This window comes from Thermoanaerobacter brockii subsp. finnii Ako-1, from assembly GCF_000175295.2.
Lineage (GTDB): Bacteria > Bacillota > Thermoanaerobacteria > Thermoanaerobacterales > Thermoanaerobacteraceae > Thermoanaerobacter > Thermoanaerobacter pseudethanolicus.
In genome coordinates this window covers 1-24,017 of record NC_014964.1, presented here as the reverse complement: position 1 = coordinate 24,017, position 24,017 = coordinate 1, and the positions used below count along the sequence as shown (strand labels likewise).

20 protein-coding genes, 1 riboswitch and 1 other annotated feature are annotated in these 24,017 nt (G+C 34.7%); of the genes, 4 read left to right on the top strand and 16 right to left on the bottom strand.

Annotated elements, in window-relative coordinates:
- Positions 1-18: 18 nt before the first annotated feature.
- A riboswitch (FMN riboswitch) is annotated at positions 19-133 on the bottom strand.
- The 8 genes from ilvB to ilvN form a co-directional block, all read right to left on the bottom strand.
- Positions 131-1,795: a biosynthetic-type acetolactate synthase large subunit gene (gene ilvB / locus THEBR_RS00095; protein WP_012268808.1), complete on the bottom strand. Its 1,665-nt coding sequence runs from the start codon at positions 1,793-1,795 to the stop codon at positions 131-133. It overlaps the preceding riboswitch by 3 nt.
- A complete protein-coding gene (gene ilvD / locus THEBR_RS00090; RefSeq protein WP_041589940.1) occupies positions 1,792-3,462 on the bottom strand; it encodes a dihydroxy-acid dehydratase in 1,671 nt (556 codons plus the stop codon). Before ilvD ends, ilvB begins: the two co-directional genes overlap by 4 nt.
- 5 nt (positions 3,463-3,467) lie before the next feature.
- On the bottom strand, positions 3,468-4,535 hold the full coding sequence (leuB, locus tag THEBR_RS00085) for a 3-isopropylmalate dehydrogenase (RefSeq protein ID WP_003867392.1): 1,068 nt from the start codon (positions 4,533-4,535) through the stop codon (positions 3,468-3,470).
- 2 nt (positions 4,536-4,537) lie between these two features.
- On the bottom strand, positions 4,538-5,020 hold the full coding sequence (leuD, locus tag THEBR_RS00080; protein ID WP_003867393.1) for a 3-isopropylmalate dehydratase small subunit: 483 nt from the start codon (positions 5,018-5,020) through the stop codon (positions 4,538-4,540).
- A gap of 2 nt (positions 5,021-5,022) precedes the next feature.
- Entirely contained in the window at positions 5,023-6,276 is a 1,254-nt protein-coding gene (gene leuC / locus THEBR_RS00075) for a 3-isopropylmalate dehydratase large subunit (protein WP_003867394.1), read from the bottom strand.
- Positions 6,267-7,463, bottom strand: coding sequence for a 2-isopropylmalate synthase (locus THEBR_RS00070; protein ID WP_004399490.1), 1,197 nt, complete (start codon positions 7,461-7,463; stop codon positions 6,267-6,269). The genes leuC and THEBR_RS00070 overlap by 10 nt, the downstream gene beginning before the upstream one ends.
- A 19-nt stretch (positions 7,464-7,482) precedes the next feature.
- The gene (ilvC, locus tag THEBR_RS00065; protein ID WP_003869982.1) at positions 7,483-8,478 is read right to left on the bottom strand and encodes a ketol-acid reductoisomerase; all 996 of its coding nucleotides are present in this window, start codon (positions 8,476-8,478) and stop codon (positions 7,483-7,485) included.
- Positions 8,478-8,981, bottom strand: coding sequence for an acetolactate synthase small subunit (gene ilvN, locus THEBR_RS00060; protein WP_028986061.1), 504 nt, complete (start codon positions 8,979-8,981; stop codon positions 8,478-8,480). Before ilvN ends, ilvC begins: the two co-directional genes overlap by 1 nt.
- A 38-nt stretch (positions 8,982-9,019) precedes the next feature.
- Positions 9,020-9,258, bottom strand: a binding site (T-box leader).
- Between the two features lie 275 nt (positions 9,259-9,533).
- Between ilvN and namA the strand changes: the two genes are divergently transcribed.
- Complete coding sequence (namA, locus tag THEBR_RS00055; protein ID WP_012268805.1) at positions 9,534-10,547, top strand: NADPH dehydrogenase NamA; 1,014 nt, start codon at positions 9,534-9,536, stop codon at positions 10,545-10,547.
- Between the two features lie 25 nt (positions 10,548-10,572).
- On the opposite strand, the gene gyrA is transcribed toward namA, so the two are convergent.
- Positions 10,573-12,996, bottom strand: a complete 2,424-nt coding sequence (gyrA, locus tag THEBR_RS00050; RefSeq protein WP_003867400.1) for a DNA gyrase subunit A — start codon at positions 12,994-12,996, stop codon at positions 10,573-10,575.
- 14 nt (positions 12,997-13,010) lie between these two features.
- Positions 13,011-14,912 (bottom strand): DNA topoisomerase (ATP-hydrolyzing) subunit B, encoded by a 1,902-nt coding sequence (gene gyrB / locus THEBR_RS00045; RefSeq protein WP_003867401.1) that lies wholly within the window; start codon positions 14,910-14,912, stop codon positions 13,011-13,013.
- Between the two features lie 234 nt (positions 14,913-15,146).
- Here gyrB and THEBR_RS11955 point away from each other — a divergent pair, with 234 nt between their 5' ends.
- The 3 genes from THEBR_RS11955 to THEBR_RS00035 are packed head-to-tail and all read left to right on the top strand — an operon-like array spanning position 15,147 to position 17,369.
- The gene (locus THEBR_RS11955; protein ID WP_012268804.1) at positions 15,147-15,272 is read left to right on the top strand and encodes a hypothetical protein; all 126 of its coding nucleotides are present in this window, start codon (positions 15,147-15,149) and stop codon (positions 15,270-15,272) included.
- A 13-nt stretch (positions 15,273-15,285) separates the two neighbouring features.
- The gene (locus tag THEBR_RS00040; RefSeq protein ID WP_003867402.1) at positions 15,286-16,641 is read left to right on the top strand and encodes a Mur ligase family protein; all 1,356 of its coding nucleotides are present in this window, start codon (positions 15,286-15,288) and stop codon (positions 16,639-16,641) included.
- Positions 16,638-17,369: a type 1 glutamine amidotransferase gene (locus THEBR_RS00035; RefSeq protein ID WP_003867403.1), complete on the top strand. Its 732-nt coding sequence runs from the start codon at positions 16,638-16,640 to the stop codon at positions 17,367-17,369. The genes THEBR_RS00040 and THEBR_RS00035 overlap by 4 nt, the downstream gene beginning before the upstream one ends.
- A 17-nt stretch (positions 17,370-17,386) precedes the next feature.
- On the opposite strand, the gene THEBR_RS00030 is transcribed toward THEBR_RS00035, so the two are convergent.
- The 6 genes from THEBR_RS00030 to dnaA all read right to left on the bottom strand — a co-directional run bounded on the left by THEBR_RS00030 (position 17,387) and on the right by dnaA (position 23,932).
- Positions 17,387-19,645: a glycoside hydrolase family 31 protein gene (locus THEBR_RS00030; protein WP_012268803.1), complete on the bottom strand. Its 2,259-nt coding sequence runs from the start codon at positions 19,643-19,645 to the stop codon at positions 17,387-17,389.
- Positions 19,646-19,657: 12 nt separating this feature from the next.
- Positions 19,658-19,915 carry an extracellular matrix regulator RemB gene (gene remB, locus THEBR_RS00025; RefSeq protein ID WP_003867405.1) on the bottom strand — a complete coding sequence of 86 codons (258 nt, stop codon included), beginning with the start codon at positions 19,913-19,915 and terminating at the stop codon, positions 19,658-19,660.
- An 11-nt stretch (positions 19,916-19,926) separates the two neighbouring features.
- A complete protein-coding gene (gene recF, locus THEBR_RS00020; RefSeq protein WP_012268802.1) occupies positions 19,927-21,015 on the bottom strand; it encodes a DNA replication/repair protein RecF in 1,089 nt (362 codons plus the stop codon).
- Between the two features lie 10 nt (positions 21,016-21,025).
- Positions 21,026-21,232, bottom strand: a complete 207-nt coding sequence (yaaA, locus tag THEBR_RS00015) for a S4 domain-containing protein YaaA (protein ID WP_003867407.1) — start codon at positions 21,230-21,232, stop codon at positions 21,026-21,028.
- 20 nt (positions 21,233-21,252) lie between these two features.
- On the bottom strand, positions 21,253-22,365 hold the full coding sequence (gene dnaN / locus THEBR_RS00010; protein ID WP_003867408.1) for a DNA polymerase III subunit beta: 1,113 nt from the start codon (positions 22,363-22,365) through the stop codon (positions 21,253-21,255).
- Between the two features lie 235 nt (positions 22,366-22,600).
- Entirely contained in the window at positions 22,601-23,932 is a 1,332-nt protein-coding gene (dnaA, locus tag THEBR_RS00005) for a chromosomal replication initiator protein DnaA (protein WP_009052052.1), read from the bottom strand.
- Positions 23,933-24,017: the final 85 nt, after the last annotated feature.

Below are 24,017 nucleotides of genomic sequence, written 5' to 3'. Positions count from 1 at the left end.
TATATCCCCTGGGGAATATTTCTCCTTCTCCCATCCAGACTTTAACTGTCGGCCTCGGAATTTCACCGAGTCTGCCAAAAGGCTCGCGGGCTATACCGCCGGTACGGAATTTCACCGATCCCCGAAGGTTTTATCCAATTGTATTTTCAACAGTTCCACCTGCAGGAATAAATGGAAGCACCATCTCGTCTTTATTTATAATACATTCTATCATAAAAGGTCTTTTTTCGCAATAGGCTTTTTTGAAGGCTTTTTCAAATTCTTCTTTTGTTGTAACTCTTATTCCTTCTACTCCAAAGTCGTTTGCGAGCTTAGCAAAATTCAAATTTGCGTTCAAATCTGTGTGGGAAAATCTCTTGTCATACAAAAGGTTTTGCCATTGTCTTACCATGCCTAAAGTTTGGTTATTGAGTAGTACTGTTATAACCGGAAGATTATACACAGCAGCTGTTTCTAAGGCATGTATATTCATTCTCAGACTTCCATCACCTGCAATGTTTACAACTCTTTTATCTGGCCTTCCTACTTGCGCTCCTATTGCAGCAGGAAGTCCAAAGCCCATTGCCCCTAATCCTCCTGAGGTGACAAAAGTCCTGGATTGTTTAAATTTATAAAACTGGGCAGCCCACATTTGATTTTGTCCCACCTCAGTGGCTATTATAAGGTCATCGTATGAAAGCTCTTGAATTTTTTCTACTATCCACTGAGGCCTTAAAACTTCATCGTTTTTGTATTTTAATCCGTGCTTTTCTTTTAAGAAAGAAATTTCCTCTAACCATTCCTTTCTTTCAATGAATGAAAGTTTATTCATTAAGAGTCTTAAAACTTCTTTTACTTTACCTATAATTGCTACATCTACTTCTACATTTTTCCCTAATTCTGCAGGGTCAATATCAATATGGATTATTTTAGCATTTGGTGCAAGTCCTCCTGCTTTGCCAGCAACTCTGTCGCTAAATCTCGTCCCTATCGCTATCACAAGGTCTGATTTATACACAGCCAAATTCGCAAATCTGCTTCCATGCATACCAATAAGACCTAATGACAAAGGATGGTCTTCTGGAAAAGCTCCCAATCCCATCAAAGAAGTAGCAACAGGTATATTGGTCTTCTCGGCAAATTCTACGAGTTCGTTTGATGCTTCTCCCCAAATCACTCCTCCTCCTGCAAAGATTACAGGTTTTTTACTTTGTAAAATAAGCTCTATAGCTTTGTCTAATTCTTTTTGCGAAACTACTCCATTGATATCGTTTTTTATATCAATACTATCTCCTATTCCCTTTACATATTCTATATCGGCGTTTTGTATATCTTTTGGAATATCTACTAATACAGGACCTGGTCTTCCACTCTTAGCAATTGCAAATGCCTGTCTTATAGTATCTGTTAATTTATCAGGAGACTTTACAATAAAGTTGTGTTTAGTTATAGGCATTGTAATACCTGTTATATCTACTTCTTGAAAAGCATCCTTTCCTATAAGATTTGTAGGCACCTGTCCTGTTATCGCCACAACAGGTACAGAATCCATATAAGCGTTGGCTATACCCGTAACAAGATTGGTAGAACCAGGGCCAGAGGTAGCAAAACAAACCCCTACTCTTCCAGTAACTCTTGCATAGCCATCTGCCATATGGGCTGCCATTTGCTCGTGAGTAGCTAAAATATGCCTTATATCAGAGTCATAAAGAGCATCATAAATGGGAATAACTGCCCCTCCTGGTATGCCAAATATAGTATCAACGCCCATCTCTTTTAAAACTTCTATAATTACTTGCGCTCCTTTTAACTTCATATACCTCCCCCCTTAAAAACTGCACCTGTATTTGCAGAAGTCACTTGTTCTGCATATCTTGCCATATAACCAGTTTTTATCTTTGGTTCAGGTCTTACCCATCTTTTCATTCTTTCTTTAATCTCCTCATCAGTTAATTTCACATTAATTTTTCTTGCGGGAATATCAATTTCAATAATATCCCCATCTTCAATAATCGCTATTTCTCCCCCTTCCATAGCCTCTGGAGATACATGTCCTATTGAAGCCCCTCTTGTTGCACCTGAAAACCTGCCGTCTGTTATAAGAGCGACATCTTTGTCAAGTCCCATACCTGCAAGGGCTGAAGTAGGACTTAACATTTCTCTCATTCCCGGCCCACCTTTTGGCCCTTCATACCTTATTACAACTACATCGCCTTTTTGTATTTTTCCTCCATATATTGCAGCTATGGCTTCTTCCTCAGAATTAAACACCTTTGCTGGCCCTTCGTGTCTTAACATCTCTTTTGCTACAGCAGATGCTTTTACAACAGCTCCTTCTCTTGCAATGTTCCCGTACAGTATCGCAAGACCTCCAGTACTGCTGTAAGGGTTGTCTATTGGCCTTATCACATCATGATTTAAAACTTTCGCGTCTTTTATATTCTCTCCTAATGTCTTTCCTGTAACTGTTAACGCTTCAGTATTTATAAGATTAGCTTTCGTCAGTTCTTTTAAAACAGCCGATACTCCCCCTGCAAAATACAAGTCCTCTATGTGGTATTTACCTGCAGGACTTAACTTACACAAATTAGGCACTCTCCCGCTTATATCGTTTATTTCATCAAGAGATATTTCTACCCCTGCCTCATGGGCTATAGCCTTTAAATGCAAAATTGTATTTGTGGAACCGCCTAAAGCCATGTCTAAACTAAAGGCGTTTATGAATGCCTCTTTTGTGATTATATAAGAAGGCTTAATTCCTCTCTCTACAAGCTCCATGATTTTTATTCCAGCTTGTTTTGCAAGTCTTATTCTTTCAGAATAAACCGCAGGAATTGTGCCATTTCCCGGAAGCCCTAATCCTAAAGCTTCTGTCAAGCAATTCATAGTATTTGCCGTAAACATTCCTGAACAGGACCCACAAGTAGGACAAGCATTAAGTTCTATTTTATAAAGGTCTTCCTCTGAGATTTTCCCTATTTTATGTGCTCCTACAGCTTCAAAGACGCTGCTTAAATCGCACACCTCTCCATTACACTTTCCTGCAAGCATTGGGCCTCCGCTTACAACTATTGCAGGAATATTTAGGCGTGCTGCTGCCATAAGCATTCCCGGCACTATTTTGTCGCAATTGGGAATCAGCACAAGCCCATCAAATCCGTGTGCTGTTGCCATAATTTCAATGCTATCTGCTATAAGTTCTCTGCTTCCCAGTGAATATTTCATACCTTTATGGTTCATGGCAATACCATCACAAACGCCGATAGTGGAAAATTCTATAGGCGTTCCTCCTGCCATTCTGATGCCTGCTTTTACAGCCTCAGCTATTTTATCAAGGTGAATATGTCCTGGTATAATTTCGTTTTTTGAATTTGCTACACCGATAATCGGCCTTTTTATTTCTTCATAAGTCAAGCCTAAAGCATATAAAAGTGACCTATGTGGCGCCTTTTCAACTCCCTTTTTTATGCTATCACTTACCAATATCCTCACCCCTTTATATACTCCACCACTTTATCTCCCATTTGTTGGGTATTTAAAATTATTCCTTTTCCTAAATCAAAAGTCCTATAACCTGCCTCTAAAACTTTATTTACTGCATCCTTTATGTCATTAGCAGCATCAAGTAGATTAAAAGAATATTCCAACATCATAGCAACTGACAGTATTGTAGCTAAAGGATTTGCCTTCTTTGTTCCAGCAATATCAGGAGCAGAACCGTGTATAGGTTCATAAAGTCCCACTTTATCTTCTCTTAAGCTAGCAGAAGGAAGCATACCTATAGAACCTGTAAGTTGGGAAGCCTCGTCACTTAAAATATCGCCAAACATATTGGAAGTAAGAATTACATCAAATTGAGAAGGATTTTTAATTAGTTGCATAGCACAGTTATCTACATACATATGGTTTAACTCAACATCAGGATATCTCTTACTTATTTCTTCTACCGTTTTTCTCCACAATCTTGAAGAATCTAAAATGTTTGCCTTGTCTACAGAAGTGACTTTCTTTTTCCTCTTTAAAGCCGCTTCAAAGGCAATAACCGCTATCCTTTCTATCTCTGAAGTCTGGTACACTTCTGTATCATAAGCCTTAAAGCCATAATCTATAGCAACTATTCCTCTTGGTCCAAAATAAATACCACCAGTAAGTTCTCTTACCACAAGAATATCTAAACCCTCTTGTAATAACTCGTTTTTTAAAGGAGAAGCTTCTTTTAAAGGAGGATAAAGAACAGCAGGTCTTAGATTTGCATAAACCCCTAGGCTTTTTCTTAAAGCCAGAAGACCCGCTTCTGGCCTTTTATCCCCCTCAAGGTCATCCCATTTAGGCCCCCCTACTGCTCCCAAAAGAACAGCATCACTAGAAAGACATGCATTTTTTGTCTCTTCCGGATAGGGAACGCCATATTTGTCTATAGCTTCTCCCCCAAAAGGATACTTTTTTACATCAAATTTAAGTTTGTACTTGTCTTCTATAGCAGACAAAACTTTTAACCCTTCTTCTATGACCTCAGGTCCAATTCCATCTCCAGGCAGCACTGCAATTTTAAACAATGTCACACCTTCTCTCTGACATAATTTATAAGTCCACCATATTTCATTATTTCTTTTATAAAGTCAGGAAAGGGTTGAGCTTTAAATTCTGTCCCTTTAGTTAAATTTTTTATAATTCCATTATCTGTATCAACCAAAACAATATCACCTTCTTCAATCCCATCTACTGCCTCTTTGCATTCTAATATCGGAAGCCCTATATTTATCGCATTTCTGAAAAAAATTCTTGCAAACGACTTAGCAATTATACAGGATATACCAGATGCTTTAATAGCGATTGGCGCGTGCTCTCTAGAAGAACCACTACCAAAATTTTCACCTACAACCAGTATATCTCCTTCTTGAACTTTGTTTTTAAACTCTTTGTCTAAATCTTCCATGCAATGCTGTGCCAATTCTTGTGGGTCTGATGTGTTTAAATACCTTGCTGGTATTATAACATCTGTATCTATATTGTCCCCGTATTTTATGGCTTTCCCCTGCATCATTATACCTCCTCTGGACTTACGATATATCCTGCAATAGCTGAAGCCGCCGCAACAGCTGGACTTGAAAGATACACTTCACTCTCAGGATGTCCCATTCTTCCTACAAAATTTCTATTAGTAGTAGCCAGTGCCCTTTCTCCTTTAGCCAAAATTCCCATATGTCCGCCAAGGCAAGGTCCACAAGTAGGAGTAGATACTGCCGCACCTGCTTTTATAAACTCTTCGATGTAACCTCTTTTAACACATTCTAAGTATATTTCCTGTGTTGCGGGAAAAATTAAAAGTCTTACATCAGGATGAACCTTTTTGCCTTTCAATATCTTATAAGCTATCTCCATGTCTGATATGCGTCCATTGGTACAAGAACCAATAACAACTTGGTCTATTTTTACTTTTCCAACCTCATCAATATTTCTGGTGTTTTCAGGCAAATGAGGAAATGCTACTTGAGGCCTTATCTCATCCAAACTTATCTCATAAACCTCACTGTACTCAGCATCTACATCCCTTTCAAATACCTTATACTCTCTTTTTGCTCTCCCTTTAACATATGCTTCGGTAATTTCGTCAAAATCGAAAATACCGTTTTTAGCCCCTGCTTCTATTGCCATATTGGCGATTGTGAATCTATCGTCCATTGACAAAGCTTTTATATTCCCTGTAAATTCCATAGATTTGTATAAAGCTCCGTCAACTCCTATTTTTCCGATTATATACAAGATAACATCTTTTCCGCTTACCCATTTTTGCAAATTGCCTTTTAACACAAATTTTATAGCTTCTGGCACTTTAAACCAAGCCTTGCCTGTCGCCATCGCTGCCGCCATGTCAGTGCTTCCAACTCCTGTAGAAAAACAAGTAAGAGCGCCATAGGTACAAGTATGAGAATCGGCACCTATGACAACATCCCCAGGAAGTACAAGTCCTTTTTCGGGTAAAAGTGCGTGCTCTATTCCCATTTGCCCTACTTCAAAGAAATTTACTATTCCATGTTTTTTTGCAAATTTTCTCATTATATTCACTTGCTCCGCCGATTTTATATCTTTATTAGGAACAAAATGATCAGGAACAAGGGCAATTTTTGTATTGTCAAAAACTCTATCAATGCCTATCTTTTCAAACTCCTTTATAGCAACAGGAGCAGTGACGTCATTGCCTAACACCATATCCACATCAACTTCAATTAACTCCCCTGGTTTTACTTCTCTACCAACTTTTGCTGACAATATCTTTTGTGTCAATGTTAAGCCCAAGCTTCTCCCTCCTTAAAACTCCTAAACTCTTCCAAAGTCTCTTCAACAACAAATCTTATATCCTCATCCACAATGACCTTTTTTCTGTCTGCCAAATCTTTAAACCTTCTAAAAGCATCACTTAATTCTCCTGGTGAAAGATTATTGTACCCCAATTGTCTGACTTTCAATTCAAAAGCATTTCTTCCTGAAAGCTTACCTAATGCAAAAGTATCTGGAATTATTCCAATGTCCTCTGGTTTCATTATTTCATAAGTAGCTCTGTTGTTTATAACTCCATGTTGGTGAATTCCCGCTTGATGTCTAAAAGCATTAGCACCTACAATTGCTTTATTAGGTTGGAGTTTAATTCCTGTAAGTTCGCTTACCAATTTGCTTGTATTGTATATCTCTTTAGTGTTTATTCCGTGAACAAGGCCAAAATAATCTTTTCTCGTATTTAATGCCATCACTACTTCTTCCATAGCTGCATTTCCTGCCCTTTCTCCTATTCCGTTTACAGTCACTTCTACCTGAGTTGCTCCGTTTTCTATGGCAGACAAAGAATTCGCTACAGCCATTCCTAAATCATTGTGACAATGAGCACTTATCATTACTCCATCGATGTTGGGAACATTATTCCTGATGTATTTTATGAGTTCTCCAAATTCTCTTGGCATCGCATATCCCACAGTATCGGGCACATTTATTACATTTGCTCCTGCATCAATTACCTCACTAAAAACTTTTACTAAGAAATCCCAATCAGTCCTTGAAGCGTCTTCTGCTGAAAATTGAATCTCATCAAATTTTCCTTTTGCGTATTTTACCATTTCAACGGCTTTTTCAAGCATTTCTTCTCTTGACATCTTAAGTTTGTATTTAAGATGTATATCAGAAGTTGCGATAAAAACGTGTAATCTCGACCTTTCAGCATTTTTCAAAGCGCTGCTAGCTCTGTCTATATCCTCTTTTACAGACCTTGCCATTGCAGCAATAGTAACACCTTTCAATTTATCAGCAATATTTTTAACTGCTTCAAAATCTCCATTAGAAGCTGCTGGAAATCCTGCTTCTATGACATCAACTCCTAAGGATACCAACTGTTTTGCTATTTCAAATTTATCGTTAATGTTAAAGTTGACGCCAGGAGTCTGCTCACCATCTCGTAACGTAGTGTCAAAAACAATGACTCTTTTGACCCCCATCGCCTATCTACCTCCTTATTCATTCTTTTTTAATCCAAGCCATCATTTCTCTCAAACCTTTGCCGACTTTTTCAATAAGATGATTTGCCTCTTTATCTTTTATAGCATTGTACTGTGGTCTTCCTACCTGATTTTCTAAAAGCCACTCTTTTGCAAATTTTCCTGATTGTATTTCTGACAAAACTTTTTTCATCTCTTTTCGAGTCTCTTCTGTTATTATCCTCTTACCTGTCATATAGTCTCCAAATTCTGCAGTATCCGAAATAGAATATCTCATATAACTAAAACCGCCTTCGTATATGAGGTCAACTATAAGTTTCATTTCATGCACACATTCGAAATAAGCTATTTCTGGCTGATAACCAGCTTCTACCAATGTTTCAAATCCTGCTTTCATGAGTTCAGTAACTCCACCACAAAGGACAGCCTGCTCCCCAAAGAGGTCTGTTTCTGTCTCCTCTTTAAAAGTAGTCTCAATGACACCTGCTCTTGTACCTCCTATTCCCTTTGCATAGGCTAAAGCTAAGTCAAAAGCCTTCCCTGTGTAATCTTGATACACTGCTACAAGATTTGGAACTCCCTTTCCTTCTTGGTATACCCTTCTTACAAGGTGTCCTGGTCCTTTTGGAGCTACCATAAACACATCCACATTTTTTGGAGGAACAATCTGTTTAAAGTGAATATTAAACCCATGAGCAAAGGCGAGAGCTTTACCTTCTGTAAGATTTTTTTCTATGCTTTCTTTATAGACTTTTGCCTGCTTTTCATCCGGTATCAGTATCATTATGATATCTGCTACTTTAGCTGCTTCCTCAACTGTATAAACTCGCAGCCCCTCTTTTTCTGCTCTTTCTTTTGATTTACTTCCCTCGTAAAGGCCAACTACTACATCAAGTCCAGAATCTTTCAAATTTAATGCATGAGCATGACCCTGACTTCCAAAACCTATTATTGCGATTTTTTTGTTTTTAAGTAAATTTAAATCTGCATCTTTGTCATAATACATCTTTGCCATTACAATTCCCCCTCATATTCTTTTAATGATTTATTGCCTCTTTCTAAAGCTACAAGGCCTGTTCTTACCAGCTCTTTTACTTCAAATTTGCTTATGAGATTTATAAAAGCATTAATCTTTTCACTATCTCCGGTAATTTCTATAATCAATGAGTCCATTGAAATATCTATAACTTTTGCTCTAAAAGTATCTACAATGTGCATTATGTCATCCCTTGTATTTGAATCATAACCCACTTTAACTAACAGCAATTCTCGAGAAACATTATCCCTTGCTCCTATGTTTTGTACTTTCAACACATCTACAAGTTTATTAAGTTGCCTTATCACCTGGGTAACTGTATAATCATCTCCTTCCACTGTCAAAGTTATCCTTGAGATGTCTTCTTTTTCTGTCGTACCTACTGCAAGGCTTTCAATGTTATAGCCTCTCCTTGAAAAAAGACCTACTACCCTTGACAAGACTCCTGGATGATTGTTAACAAGGACAGATATAATGTGCAAATTATCACCCCCTATAAAAATCATTCCCCGCCCTGAAAGCACAGGGCGGGGATTTCCTCCACGCGGTACCACCTGTTTTCGCTATTACCTCACGGCAATAGCCTCACCAAGTTATACAACTTGACCTGTAACGGGTAATCCCGGTATAGCCTAATAAGCTTACCGCCGTTCAGCTATACAGCTCCAGAGCGATCTAATATGCGCCTCGGCACCGGTTTGCACCAACCACCGGCTCTCTTAAGCCTACGCACATACCCCTCACCTTCATCGCTTTTATACTTTATCATTTTAAAAATACAAATCCAAATAAAGTTACTTGTTATTTTAGCAGCATCTTTTACTTTAGTCAACTAAATTATTTGTAAATTTTCAATAATCTATCGTTTACATTTACTAAAAAATTTTAAATATCTCCCAAAAAAATTACTCTTTTTTTAACTATCATTAAAAATTGCTTTAATCGCATGCAGCTTAAACATTTTTGTCAAATTTGGTTTTTAAAAAGATATGTATTATGATTAAAATTAGAAAGTTCAAGAAGGGAGAGTGTTTATGAGTATTTTACATATGCCTTTAAAGATAAAGGATATTACAATAAAAAATAGAATCATGATGTCTCCTATGTGTATGTACTCAGCTTCTACAGATGGGATGCCAAATGACTGGCATATAGTTCATTACGCCACAAGGGCTATTGGTGGAGTAGGACTTATTATGCAAGAAGCCACAGCTGTTGAGAGCAGAGGAAGAATAACTGATCATGACCTTGGCATATGGAATGATGAACAAGTTAAAGAATTAAAAAAAATTGTAGACATTTGTAAAGCAAATGGCGCTGTGATGGGAATACAGCTTGCTCATGCAGGAAGAAAATGTAATATATCCTACGAGGATGTCGTAGGACCTTCCCCTATCAAAGCAGGAGACCGCTACAAACTTCCAAGAGAATTATCAGTTGAGGAAATAAAATCTATAGTAAAAGCTTTTGGGGAAGCTGCTAAAAGGGCTAACTTAGCAGGTTATGATGTAGTTGAAATACATGCAGCTCACGGCTATTTAATCCACGAATTTCTTTCTCCTCTTTCAAATAAACGAAAAGATGAATACGGCAATAGCATTGAAAATAGAGCAAGATTTTTAATTGAAGTGATAGATGAAGTTAGAAAAAATTGGCCTGAAAATAAACCTATTTTCGTGCGGGTATCTGCAGATGATTACATGGAAGGCGGAATAAACATAGATATGATGGTAGAATATATCAACATGATAAAAGACAAAGTTGATTTAATTGATGTAAGCAGTGGAGGACTTTTAAATGTTGATATAAATCTATATCCTGGATATCAAGTTAAATACGCTGAAACAATTAAAAAGCGCTGTAATATAAAAACTTCTGCGGTAGGATTAATAACGACACAAGAGCTTGCAGAAGAAATTCTTTCAAATGAAAGGGCAGACTTAGTTGCACTTGGAAGAGAACTTTTAAGAAATCCCTATTGGGTTCTGCATACCTACACTTCAAAGGAAGACTGGCCAAAACAATATGAAAGAGCTTTTAAAAAATAAGCCCCCAAAAATTGAGGGCTTATTTTTATTCTTCATTTTCTATTCTTGCAGTAGAAACAACCCTGTCACCATCATCAAGCTTCATAAGGGTTACTCCTCTTGTATCTCTGTGCATCTTAGAAATATCGGACACCTTCATTCTTATAAGAATCCCATTTGCAGAAATTATCATAAATTCATCTTCTGGATTTACTGACCGTATAGACACCAATTTACCAGTCTTTTCGCTAAGCCTTATTGCAATTATTCCCTTTCCTGCTCTTGTTTGAAGCCTGTATTCCTCTAAGTCCGTTCTCTTCCCAAATCCATTTTCTGTTACTACTAAAATTTCGCTATTGGGATGAACAAGGTCCATTTCTACCACTTCATCATCTTCTCTCAAGGAAATAGCTATTACACCTTTTGCCACTCTTCCCATAGGTCTTATGTCTTTTTCATTAAATCTTATAGCATAGCCTCTGGCAGTCCCTATTATTATTTCTCTTTCTCCATTTGTTAATTTTACATTTATAAGCTCATCACTTTCTTCCAACGTGATAGCAATTATACCATTTCTCTTAATTGACCTGAACTCTTCTATAGAAGTCTTTTTAATTATGCCTTTTTTAGTGCACATCACAATATACTTAATATCTTCTGACTTTTTAAGAGGAATAACCGCTGTGACTTTCTCTCCTTGAGCTATCTGTATGAGATTGACAATAGCCGTGCCTTTTGCTTGTCTTCCTGTCTCAGGAATGTCTATTGTCCTTAAACTATATACTTTCCCTTTGTTTGTAAAGAACAACAGTCTGTCATGAGTTGTAGTGATAAATATATCCTCTACAAAGTCATCTTCTCTTGTAGATATACCTAATATGCCTTTCCCTCCACGTTTTTGAGCCTTATAAGTATCAAGAGGCATTCTCTTTATATATCCATAGTGAGTCATTGTCACTACGACATCTTCCAATTGAACCAAATCCTCTAAATCTAACTCTTCTTCTTTTGCCACAATGCTTGTCTTTCTCGGAGTAGCATATTTATCTTTTATTTCCAAAAGCTCTTTTTTGATTATTTCCAGCACTTTTCTTTCATCTGCCAAAATTTCCTTTAATTCTTTTATCTTTTCAATTAACTCTTTAAGCTCATCTTCTACTTTTTGCCTTTCAAGCCCAGTCAACCTTCCTAATCTCATGTCAACTATCGCTTGTGCTTGTTTTTCGCTTAACCCAAACTTGTCCATTAAATTTTGTTTAGCAATTGCTTCTGTCTTTGAACTTCTTATTATGTTTATCACTTCATCAATGTGGTCAAGCGCGATTTTTAACCCTTCTAAAATATGGGCTCTTTCTTCTGCTTTTCTTAAGTCAAACTTAGTTCTTCTCGTTACAACATCCGCTTGATGGTCCACATACTTTTCTATAATCTGCTTTAAATTTAATATTTTTGGCTCTCCATCTACAAGAGCCAACATTATAGCTCCAAAGGTCTGCTGCATTTGTGTGTGCATGTAAAGTTTATTAAGTATTACCTTTGGATTGACATCTCTTTTTAGCTCTATTACAATTTTCATTCCATTCCTATCAGATTCATCTCTTAAATCAGAAATCCCTTCTATGTGCTTGTCACGGACTAACTCAGCTATTTTTTCAATTAACTTAGCTTTTAAAACCATATAAGGAATCTCAGTAATTACGATTCTCGTCTTACCGTGGTGTTCTTCAATTTCTGCCTTTGCCCTAACGACAATTTTACCTCTTCCTGTCTCATAAGTCTCTTTTATACCGTCTCTTCCTAGAATTATTCCTCCTGTAGGAAAGTCAGGTCCCTTTATATATTTCATCAGTTCATCTACTGAAATATAAGGATTGTCTATATAAGCGACAATTCCATCTATGACTTCTCCTAAATTGTGAGGAGGAATGTTGGTAGCCATACCTACAGCAATGCCTTGAGAACCGTTGACTAAAAGATTAGGAAATCGAGAAGGAAGCACAACTGGTTCTTTTAAAGTCTCGTCAAAGTTTGGCACAAAATCTACTGTTTCTTTATTTATATCTGTAAGCATTTCAAGTGCAATTTTTGAAAGCCTCGCTTCCGTATACCTCATGGCAGCTGGAGGGTCTCCATCTACGCTTCCAAAATTTCCATGCCCATCTATCAAAGTTTCTCTCATTGAAAAATCCTGTGCTAGTCTCACTAAAGTATCATAAACAGCCGCATCACCGTGAGGATGGTATTTCCCTAAAACTTCACCAACAACTGCAACGCTCTTTTTATATGGCTTGTCAGGAGTTAATCCCAACTCATTCATAGCATAGAGAATCCTTCTATGAACTGGTTTTAAACCATCTCTCACATCTGGCAGTGCCCTTCCAACAATTACACTCATCGCATAATCTATATAAGATTTTTTCATTTCATCTTCAATGCCTACTGGGATTACCTTCTCTTTTTCTTCACTCATCTATTTCACCTCTTTTATATGTCTAAATTTCTAACTGTTTTTGCGTGCTTTTCTATAAATTCCCTTCTTGGTTCGACTTTGTCCCCCATTAAAATGGTGAAAATTTCATCTGCAGCTATCGCATCCTCTAATGTAACTTTAAGCATCGTCCTCTTCTCTGGATCCATAGTTGTATCCCATAACTGGTCAGCATTCATTTCTCCAAGACCTTTATACCTTTGAACAGTATAATTTTCCCTTCCAATTTCATTTAAAATCCTGTCTAATTCTCTATCCGAGTAAGCATAATACACCTTTTTGCCTTTTGTAATTTTATATAAAGGCGGTTGAGCAATGTACACATTTCCATTTTCAATTAAAGGTCTCATAAACCTATAGAAAAATGTTAAAAGCAGTGTCCTAATATGACTTCCATCTACGTCCGCATCTGTCATTATGACTACTTTGTGGTACCTTAACTTACTTATATCAAATTCATCTCCTATGCCAGTACCTAAAGCAGTTATCATTGCTCTTATCTCTTCATTAGACAATATCTTGTCAAGTCTTGCCTTCTCCACATTTAAAATTTTTCCTCGGAGTGGAAGTATCGCTTGGAATCTACTGTTTCTACCTGATTTAGCAGAACCTCCTGCAGAGTCACCCTCTACCAAGAAAAGCTCACATTTAGAAGGGTCTTTCTCCGAGCAGTCGGCAAGTTTACCTGGCAAAGTAGTATTCTCAAGAGCAGACTTTCTTCTGGTAAGCTCTCTGGCTTTTCTCGCAGCTTCCCTTGCCCTTGCTGCTTGAGTAGCTTTTTCTACTATAACTTTTGCAACTGAGGGATTTTCTTCTAAAAAAGCCGAGAGTTTTTCTGTTACTACATTTTCTACAATAGACCTCATTTCAGAATTTCCTAATTTTGTTTTAGTCTGTCCTTCAAACTGTGGATTTTTTAATTTTACACTTACAATAGCTGTAAGTCCTTCTCTTACATCTTCACCCTGTAAATTTTTCTCGTTATCTTTTATAATCCCGTATTTTCTTGCGTAATCATTAATGACTTTAGTCAAAGCTGCTTTAAAGCCTACTAGATGAGTACCACCTTCTCTAGTATCAATATTATTAGCAAAACTAAAGATATTTTCAGTATAACTGTCATTATACTGCATGCAAACCTCTACTTCATAGTCGCTATTTTTCGCTTCCATGTATATTGGCTCTTCATGGAGGACTTCTTTATTTCTATTTAAATACTTTACAAAAGATATAATTCCACCTTCGTAATTAAAGACCTCTTCTTTTCCGTCTCTTTCGTCTATAAGCTTGATATTTATACCTTTATTTAAAAATGCTAATTCTCTCAATCTTTGAGCTAATACATCATAGTCGAATACAGTTTCTTCAAAAATCTCCTTATCCGGCTTAAAAGTAATAGTTGTACCTGTCTCTTCTGTCTCTCCAATAACCTCTAAATCAGTTTTTGGCACTCCTCTTTCATATCTTTGCCTATAAATTTTCCCATGTTGTTTTACAATAACTTCTAATTTTTCAGATAATGCATTTACAACAGAAACACCTACTCCGTGCAATCCTCCAGAAACTTTGTAAGCGTCATTATTAAATTTTCCACCTGCATGTAACATTGTTAAAGCTACTTCTACAGCTGGTTTTCTAACTTTTGGGTGAATATCTGTAGGAATACCCCTTCCGTCGTCTTCAACCGTTATAGAATTATCTTTGTGTATAGTAACTACTATATTTTTGCAATAACCGGCCAATGCTTCATCTATACTATTATCGACTACCTCGTATACTAAATGATGCAGTCCTCTGCTACCAGTAGAACCTATATACATTCCTGGCCTTTTTCTTACCGCTTCTAAACCCTCTAATATTTGTATTTGACTCGCAGTATAAGTTTCATCCTTTGCCATATTCACAACCTCCGCAAATTTATCCAACAGTTTTATTTTATCATTATTTTGAAATTTGCTCAATTCAAAATAAAATTTACAGGATATAATTATTTCCTGAAAAATTTCCCGGGAAATCGAGAAGTATAATGTATTTAACAAATTATACCTATAATATAATATACCTATAATATAATATACTTAAATTGGGGTGAATTCAATGGCTACTTATGAAGATTTTTTAAAAAAGTAAATTTGCCACCCAAACAAATTGCAGACTTCGTATCTGAAGTTTTAATATTAGGGGTAGATGATGAAGAAGGAAATGTAGTATTGCTTCAACCAGAAAGAGAAATAAAAATAGGAAATAAAATTTACTAGAAGGTGGTAAAGAGTGAAATTTTTAAGTGTCAACTTAGGTAAACTTGTGAATATATCTTGTAAAATAACGGGAAAAGATGGAACATCTTTACCTGGAAAAATAGCTCTTAAATCTGATTCTAAATTAATAAAAAAGTTAATTGAGCCTATAAAAGATAATAAAGTAATAATAACAGGTACAAATGGCAAAACTACAACTTCCGGATTAATAGCCCATATTTTGACCACTTCTGGGAAAAGTGTTGTACACAACAAAGAAGGAGCAAATATGAAAACTGGAATTGCGACTACTTTGATAAAAAACAGCAATTTTTTAGGAAATTTAATAAAAGATGCAGCCGTTTTTGAAATAGATGAAGCAAACATGCCAATTGTAATAGAAGATATAAAACCTAATATAGTAATAATAACTAACTTTTTTAGAGACCAATTAGACAGATATGGAGAATTAGATACAACAGTAGAAAAAGTAAAAAAAGCTCTATTAAAACTGCCACAAGAATCTATAGTATTACTAAACGCTGATGAACCTTTTACAGCTTCAATAGGAGATGAGATAAAATCGAAAGTCTTTTACTATGGAATTGAAGACAACATTGAAGGAATTAACTCCTCTTCTTTTGAACAAAAATACTGTCCAATTTGTGGCCACAAATATGAATATAGAAGAATATATTACGGGCAACTGGGAGACTATTACTGCCCCAATTGTGGCAAAAAACGTCCAAATTCTCATTTTAAAGCTACTAATATATTTTTAAATGAAGATGGAATAAATTTTAATCTATACTATAAAGATAAAATTTTTACAGTTAAAAGTAGATTAATAGGCTTATACAATGTGTATAATTTATTAGCAGCTATATCTGCTGGCATTTTGTTGAACATAGACTTTAACACTATATTAAAAGCAACAGAAAGCTATTGGCCAATAGAAGGAAGATTACAAAAAACTAAAATAAAAAACAAAAAAGCGATAATAAATTTAATTAAAAACCCCATCGGTTTTGAAAGCACTTTAAATATGCTATCTCAATTTAATAAACCTCTAAACCTTTTAATCTCTATAAATGATAACTACGCAGATGGAAGAGATGTATCTTGGTTGTGGGACGTAAACTTAGAAGACTTTTTATCAAAAACAAAGGTAAATTATATAATAACTTCTGGTTTAAGAGCTGAGGACATGGCAGTAAGACTGAAATATGCAAACTTTGATATTAATAAAATAAAAGTCATAAACTCTATAGATAAAGCTCTTGATACAATATCTGAACTAACTAAGGAAGAATTAATAGCAGTACTTCCAAATTACACTTCCCTTTATGATGTAAATAAATACTTAAACTCACAGGAGGACAAAAAATGAAACTTGTCATTGGCCATATGTATCCAGACTTATTAAATTTATACGGGGACTTAGGAAATATTTTGACATTAAAAAGAAGATGTGAATGGCGAAACATTGAAACCAAAGTAAAACCAATTACAGTAGATTCCAACACGAATTTTGCTGATATAGATATACTTTTTTTAGGAGGCGGATCTGATAGGGAACAAAAAATTGTAAGCGATGACTTGACAATTAAAAAGGGTAAAAATCTCAAAGCAGCTATTGAAGACGGTTTGACAGTATTAGGTATATGCGGCGGATACCAACTTTTAGGAAATTATTATCAAACCTCAAAAGGTGATAAACTAAAAGGAGTTGGTGTATTAGACGTGTGGACTGTCGCGGGTACCAAAAGGATGATAGGAAATGTGGTAATTGAAGCAAATATAAATGAAAAAAACTTTAAAATGGTGGGCTTTGAAAATCATTCTGGAAAAACCTATCTCGGAAAATCTAATCCTTTAGGGAAAATAATAATTGGAAGTGGAAATAACGGAGAAGATAAAACAGAAGGATGTATTTATAAAAATGTGTATGGAACATATCTCCATGGCCCAGTACTTCCTAAAAATCCTGAATTTGCAGATATTTTAATTGAAACTGCTTTAAAGAGAAAATATGGAAAAGTAGAATTAACTCCTTTGGATGACTCCTTAGAACAACAAGCTAAACAATCTTTAATAGAAAGATTTGTAAAAAAATAGAGGCTTTTGCCTCTATTTTATAATTCAATTTCACAATTTTCCTTCCCAACTTTTTCACCATTTATCTTAATCTCTTTAATATCACCAAAATTTTTAAATATAAATTTATACTTTTTAACTCCTTTGTCATAGCCAAAGTGAATTTTATCAAATTTTATATCCATCCTTCCTTCTTTATAACAAAAACTTATATCGAAGAGGTTATAAACCCCTTTAGTATAATCAAAGGACTTTCCATCGTCTTCATAATGGAGATAATGCCCTTCTTCTCCTCTATAAATTTCCACTATTATCTCTTTTATTTCCTTTTCTTCTACAAAGGACTGAGGCTCACGCTTTAATAATATTCCTCCTTCTTTTACAAAAAGAGGTATTATATCTATAGGAGCATCCACAAGATAATAGCTTTCTCCTTTAAATTCTTTTCCAGTCCAGTAATCATACCATATTCCTTTTGGCAAATACACTTCTCTTTTTTCTTTAGAAGGTAAGTATATAGGCGCAACCAATAAATTATCTCCTAACAGAAATTCATCGTATATTTTATGAGTATTTTCATCTTCTTGATACTCAAAAACCAATGGCCTCATTATAGGATAACCTTTTTGGGAGGCGATGTAAAACAAATCGTATAAGTAAGGTAAAATCTCATATCTCATTTTTATGTACTTTCGCGATATATCCTCACACCTTTTTCCGAAAGACCATGGCTCTTGGTCTTTAGTACCTATTGCAGAATGCACTCTTAAAAAGGGAGTAAAGGTAGCTGCCTCTATCCACCTTATAAAAAGTTCTTCGTGACAATCTCCCTCAAATCCCCCTACATCGGCTCCTGCAAACGGTTGTCCAGAAAGCCCAATATTTATCAACATAGGCATCATCATAAGAAGGTGTTCGTACAAGCTTCTGTTGTCTCCTGTCCACATTGCCGCATACCTTTGTATTCCTGAAAAAGCAGCTCTTGTCAACACAAAAGGCCTTTCATTAGGTCTTATCCTTAGTAAACCATCTCTTGTGGCCATAGCCATATAATTAGCATAAACGTTATGGGCTTCTTTGTGAAGTACCTTTTCTCCATCTAAAATATGAATATTATCCTCTGGCATAGTTTTAGTAGGAGTTTCAAACACAGCTGGCTCATTCATATCATTCCATATACCATCAATTCCATCCTTTATAAATTCTCTGTGCTTTTCTCCCCACCAATATCTCACTTCTTCTTGTAAAAAGTCAGGAAAACAAGCTTCCCCTGGCCATACTTTTCCAACATAGGTTATACCATACTTATCCTTTACAAAATAATCCTCCTCAATTCCTTCTCTGTAAACATGGTAGTCGTAATCCCTCTTAACTCCTGGATCTACAATCGTCACTACTTTAAATCCCATTTCTTTAAGCTGCTTTAGCATTTCCTTATAATTTTTAAATGTATCTTTATTCCATGTGAAAACTCTATATCCTTCCATGTAATCTATATCGAGATATATCACGTCACAAGGAATATCTTTTTCTCTAAAAGTTTTTGCAATCTCCAGTACTCTCTCTTGTGGAGTATAGCTGTACCTGCTCTGCTGATTTCCCAATGCCCATAAAGGTGGAAGATTTATCCTTCCAGTGAGATATGTATAATCCTCTACAACCTCTTTTATGTCTTCTCCATAAATAAAGTAATAATTCATTTGACCTCCATAGGCCCCAAAATAATAGTATTCTTGGCTTTCCTGTCCCATATCAAAAAAAGACCTAAAGCTATTGTCTAAAAATATTCCATAAGTGTGATAATCGTTCATTCCTATGAAAAAAGGGTAAGACTCATATAAAAGTTTTGTAGTCTGGTTGTGAGTCATAAATTCATCTGTATTCCACATCTCTAACCTTTCGCCTTTTTTGTCGAGATATCCTGCTTTTTCTCCAAAACCGTAAAAATGGTCTTCTCTTAACTTTTTATAGCATCTAACATCTGTTTCACTAAATTTTACTCCTCCATTGTAATCCTCATTAATTATATTTTCATTTTTATCTAAGAAACTCACAGAAAGGTCATTTTTATTTATTTTTACTTTTAAAGAATCAGTTTCAATTAATATACTTTCTAATTCTTTTCTTACACTGAACTCAGGAATATCGTATTCTTTCCTTTCTATCGCAATTGTATCCTTTCTTTTTTCCTCTTTATCACTTACAAAAACGTTAATAATTTTATCACCTAATACTCTAAGCTCTAACTTCTTTCCTTCATTTCTCACAACAATTCCTTCTGATGTTTTTTGATACAATTTAATACCTCCCTAATCCTCTATTTTTTGTGTCCTTCTTATAAGGGTAAAAGCAGAAATTGGTGATAAATAAATAATACTCCTCTTATCCCTTTCTGTGATTATAAAAGACTTTGGCTTTTCGTCAGAAATTCTGACCACAAATCCTTCTTCTTCCGCTATTTTTAAAAATTGCACAGTAGCCTCCGAAGTAGTTACAACACTCATGTCAAAAATAGCTATAATGTCTTTGTCAGGAACTACCACGTTGCCGCCTAAATGGACATACATTTTTTGACCCCCTATTCTTTAATAACAACCCCATTAGATATCTTAAAATAACAATCTCCTTTTAAATATCTTTTTGTAGTATGGGTTATAAAAGTCTGAAAACCTTTTAATCTTTCTAGGACATATTTTTTTCTATTTTCATCTAATTCTGACATTACGTCATCTAAAAGCAGTACTGGTTTTTCACTAGTCTCCTTTTTTAAAATTTCAAACTCTGATAATTTAAGGCATAAAGCCGCTGTTCGCTGTTGACCTTGAGAAGAATATACTCTTGAATCATAGCCGTTTATAATAATTTTAAAATCTTCCCTATGAGGCCCAACTTGTGTTGTAAAATACCTTAAATCCACATCTATATTCTTTGATAGTTTTTCTTTTAATCTTTTTTTAACTATTTCTTCATCTGAAGCATCTTTAAGTCCTACACTATTTAGGTAGACAATTTCTGCTGTCTCATTGGAAATTTCAAGTAAAAATTTTTTTATATTAATTTCTACGTTTTTTAAATAATTTTGTCTCATCACAATTATTTTTGCCCCGTATTCTACTAATTGGTCATCAAAAATTTCTAGTATACTTTTACTTTTCCCTTCTTTTATGCTCTTTAATAGTTTATTTCTATTCATTAGTATTTTGTTATATTGCATGAGGTTATAAAGATAATTCTTTTCAACAACAGATATACAAGAATCCAGATATTTTCTGCGATGGGAAGGTCCTTCTTTTATTATGTTTAAATCTTCAGGAGAAAAAATGACTGTCAAAAGTTGACCTAAAAGTTCGGAAGTCGACTTTATTTTATTGCCATTTACTTTAATGACTTTATTTTCATTTTTCTTGTATCCAAATTCTATTTTTTTATCGTTATTTTCTTGACAAATTATTGCTTTTACATAAAAATAATCTTCTCCAAATTTTATTAGTTCTGTCGTTTTGCTCCCTCTAAAAGACCTTCCCATACTTAAAAGCCTAATACTTTCTAATAAATTGCTCTTTCCTTGTGCATTTAAACCATAAAATATATTTATTCCTTCGCAAAATTCTATTTTTTGCTTTTGTAAATTTCTAAAATTGTCGACAAATAGCTCCTTCACATACAAGTTAAATTCCTCACTTTATGATATAAGTTTTACCATCTACCTCAATTATATCATTTTTGTGAAGTTTTTTACCTCTTTTTAATTCTATTGCGCCATTTACTTTAACTTTTCCTTCTAAAATAAATTGCTTTGCTTGTCCTCCAGTTTGACATATTTTCATATACTTTAAAAATTGCCCTAAGGTAATATATTCCGTCTCTATAGGCACTTCTATCATTTAAAAAACACCTCTTATTTTCAATTGAGCTTTACAGGAAGTATCATATAAAGATAATCTTTACTTCCTATAGGTTTTATTATTAACGGATTTATACTATTTATGAAATAAAGCGTTATTTCTTCTTCATCGATGGCTCTTAAAGAATCTAATAAATATCTTGAGTTAAAAGCGATCTCAAGAAACATTCCTTTTACATCAACTTCTATTTTTTCTATCATCTTGCCCTTTTCAGAATTAGAAGAGACAGTAATAAATTTATCACCAATCTCAAACTTAATCAAATTATTTTTGCTTTCTGCAATTAGTGAAGCTCTTTCAATACTTTCAGTTAAAACTTCTCTTTTGACTACCACTTCAGTCTTATAATCCTTTGGTAAAACAGCATTGTAGTTTATAAAGCTTCCTTCTAAAAGCCTCGATATTACCTTTGTATTTTCAATTTGGAATAACACTTGATTAGCAGTGTGGTATATCTCTATCTCTGTTTCCTCATCTTTTAAGATTCTGTATATCTCTTCTAAAGTTTTACCTGGAATTACTATAGAATATTTTTCTATATCCTCGTCAAAGAATTTTTCCTCACTCTGATAAGAATATATAGCCATTCTAAATCCATCTAAAGCTACTGCTTTAACTTCAGTTTGAAACACTTCAAATAGAACACCTGTCAAAATAGGTCTTGTTTGCTCCTGGGCAATACAAAAGACTGTTTTTCTTATTAAGTCTTTTAGAATATTTTGCGTCAACTTAAAAGAATTTTCTTTAGATACTAGAGGGATTTCAGGAAACTCTACAGCGTCACTTCCTGCAATAGTGAAATTTATACTATCGCAAACTACATTTACCGTGTTTTGAGAATCACTTTCTATTTTTACATCTCCCTCAGGCAATTTACGAACTAATTCTGAGAAAATTTTTGCAGGTACTACTATTTCTCCCTCTTCTTCTATCACTGCAGGAATTTGACACTCTATTCCTATGTCCAGATCAGTTCCTGAAAATTTGACTTGACCTTTCAAAGCCGAAATTTTTATACCTTGAAGAATAGGAAGAGTAGTGCGGGAAGATACCCCCCTTATTGCAATATTTACTCCTTCAAATAATGAATTTTTATCACACACAAATTTCATTTTTTTCACTCCTGTTTTTGAGAATATTTTTTTGAGTCAAATCATATAATAGATAAGATAAGCATTTAGTAGTCATAGTAATAGAAGATGTTAGTTTGTTAGTAATAGTTTGTGAAGCGGAGAAAAAGTCGATAATTGTCTGTGAATAATTTCTGAGTAAACAGTTAAATTTATTAACAATATTCACAGACAAAAAATTTTAAAACATATAAACAGGGTTATCCCTGTTTATATGTCAATAACCTTTTATCCTCTTTTTAAGTTCCTCAATCTGCCTTGAGAGAAGTTCATCTTGTTTTATTTCATTAGAAATTTTTTCATAAGCATGTATTACAGTAGTATGGTCTTTTCCAAATTCTTCTCCTATTTTTGGAAGAGATAAATCTGTCAGTTCTCTTGCTAAGTACATGGCGATTTGTCGCGGATAAGCTATGTTTTTTGTTCTCTTGCGGGACCTGAAATCTTCTAGTTTTATGTTATAGTACTTGCAAACTTCTTCCTGTATGAGTTTTACAGTTATTTCTCTCGTTTTATTAGATACAATTTCCTTTAAGGCATGCTTAGCTAATTCTAAGTCTATATTGGCTTTTGTAAGATTTGAAAAAGCTACGATTCTTATTAATGCTCCTTCTAACTCTCTTATATTTGATTGAATTTTTTCTGCCACATAAGCTAAAACTTCGTCGGGTATATTTAGATTTTCTGTTTGAGCCTTTTTCTTAAGTATTGCAATTCTTGTCTCATAATCTGGTGGCTGTATATCCGCGATTAAACCCCACTCAAACCTTGACCTTAGCCTTTCTTCTAAAGTTGGAATTTCTTTTGGTGGTCTGTCACTGGAAATAACTATTTGCTTGTTGGCTTCGTAAAGGGTGTTAAAAGTATGGAAAAATTCTTCTTGAGTTCGTTCTTTTTTGGCTATAAATTGAATATCATCTATTAGAAGAACATCAATATTTCTGTACTTGTTTCTAAATTCTTCATTTTTGTCGTCTTTTATGGAGTTAACTAACTCGTTTGTAAACGTTTCTGACGTAACGTACATTATTTTGTAGCCACTTTGATGTTTATTGATAAAGTGCCCTATTGCATGCATTAAATGGGTTTTGCCTAAACCTACTCCTCCATAGATAAATAAAGGATTATAGGCTTTTGCTGGAGCCTGAGCTACTGCAAGACATGCAGCGTGAGCAAGTTTATTGCTGTTTCCAACTACAAAAGTATCAAAAGTATATTTTGGATTTAGAGTGGAAAGAGTAGTGGATTCAGTTAGGTTTTCTTTTTCAATAGATTCTTTGATTTCTCTATATTCTTCTTCGTCTTCTGATAATATTTTTATCTCGTATAATTTATTTGTAGCTTTTGAAGCAGCGTCGTAGATAATATTTATATATCTTCCATTTATTATATTTTTTGTAAAAGTATTAGGAGTGCTTAAAAATAACACATCATCAATAATTGCTAAGGGTTTTATGTGAACTAGCCAGGTGTTGTAGCTGGTGGGGGTAAGCTCGCTTTTTATGACCTCCACTATCCTCTCCCATATTTGACGATGATCTCCATACATTATATGACCTCCTAAGCCCATCAATAAAATGTGGATAATTTATTTAAAAGGGTGGCATAATATATTATCGGTATAATTTAGTTGT

Excerpts from the sequence above, each read along its gene's own strand:
- ilvB (WP_012268808.1), bottom strand. The coding sequence starts at position 1,795 with ATGAAGTTAAAAGGAGCGCAAGTAATTATAGAAGTTTTAAAAGAGATG.
- leuD (WP_003867393.1), bottom strand. The coding sequence starts at position 5,020 with ATGCAGGGGAAAGCCATAAAATACGGGGACAATATAGATACAGATGTT.
- THEBR_RS00070 (WP_004399490.1), bottom strand. The coding sequence starts at position 7,463 with ATGGGGGTCAAAAGAGTCATTGTTTTTGACACTACGTTACGAGATGGT.
- ilvC (WP_003869982.1), bottom strand. The coding sequence starts at position 8,478 with ATGGCAAAGATGTATTATGACAAAGATGCAGATTTAAATTTACTTAAA.
- namA (WP_012268805.1), top strand. The coding sequence starts at position 9,534 with ATGAGTATTTTACATATGCCTTTAAAGATAAAGGATATTACAATAAAA.
- gyrA (WP_003867400.1), bottom strand. The coding sequence starts at position 12,996 with ATGAGTGAAGAAAAAGAGAAGGTAATCCCAGTAGGCATTGAAGATGAA.
- gyrB (WP_003867401.1), bottom strand. The coding sequence starts at position 14,912 with ATGGCAAAGGATGAAACTTATACTGCGAGTCAAATACAAATATTAGAG.
- THEBR_RS00035 (WP_003867403.1), top strand. The coding sequence starts at position 16,638 with ATGAAACTTGTCATTGGCCATATGTATCCAGACTTATTAAATTTATAC.
- remB (WP_003867405.1), bottom strand. The coding sequence starts at position 19,915 with ATGTATGTCCATTTAGGCGGCAACGTGGTAGTTCCTGACAAAGACATT.
- yaaA (WP_003867407.1), bottom strand. The coding sequence starts at position 21,232 with ATGATAGAAGTGCCTATAGAGACGGAATATATTACCTTAGGGCAATTT.
- dnaN (WP_003867408.1), bottom strand. The coding sequence starts at position 22,365 with ATGAAATTTGTGTGTGATAAAAATTCATTATTTGAAGGAGTAAATATT.
- dnaA (WP_009052052.1), bottom strand. The coding sequence starts at position 23,932 with ATGTATGGAGATCATCGTCAAATATGGGAGAGGATAGTGGAGGTCATA.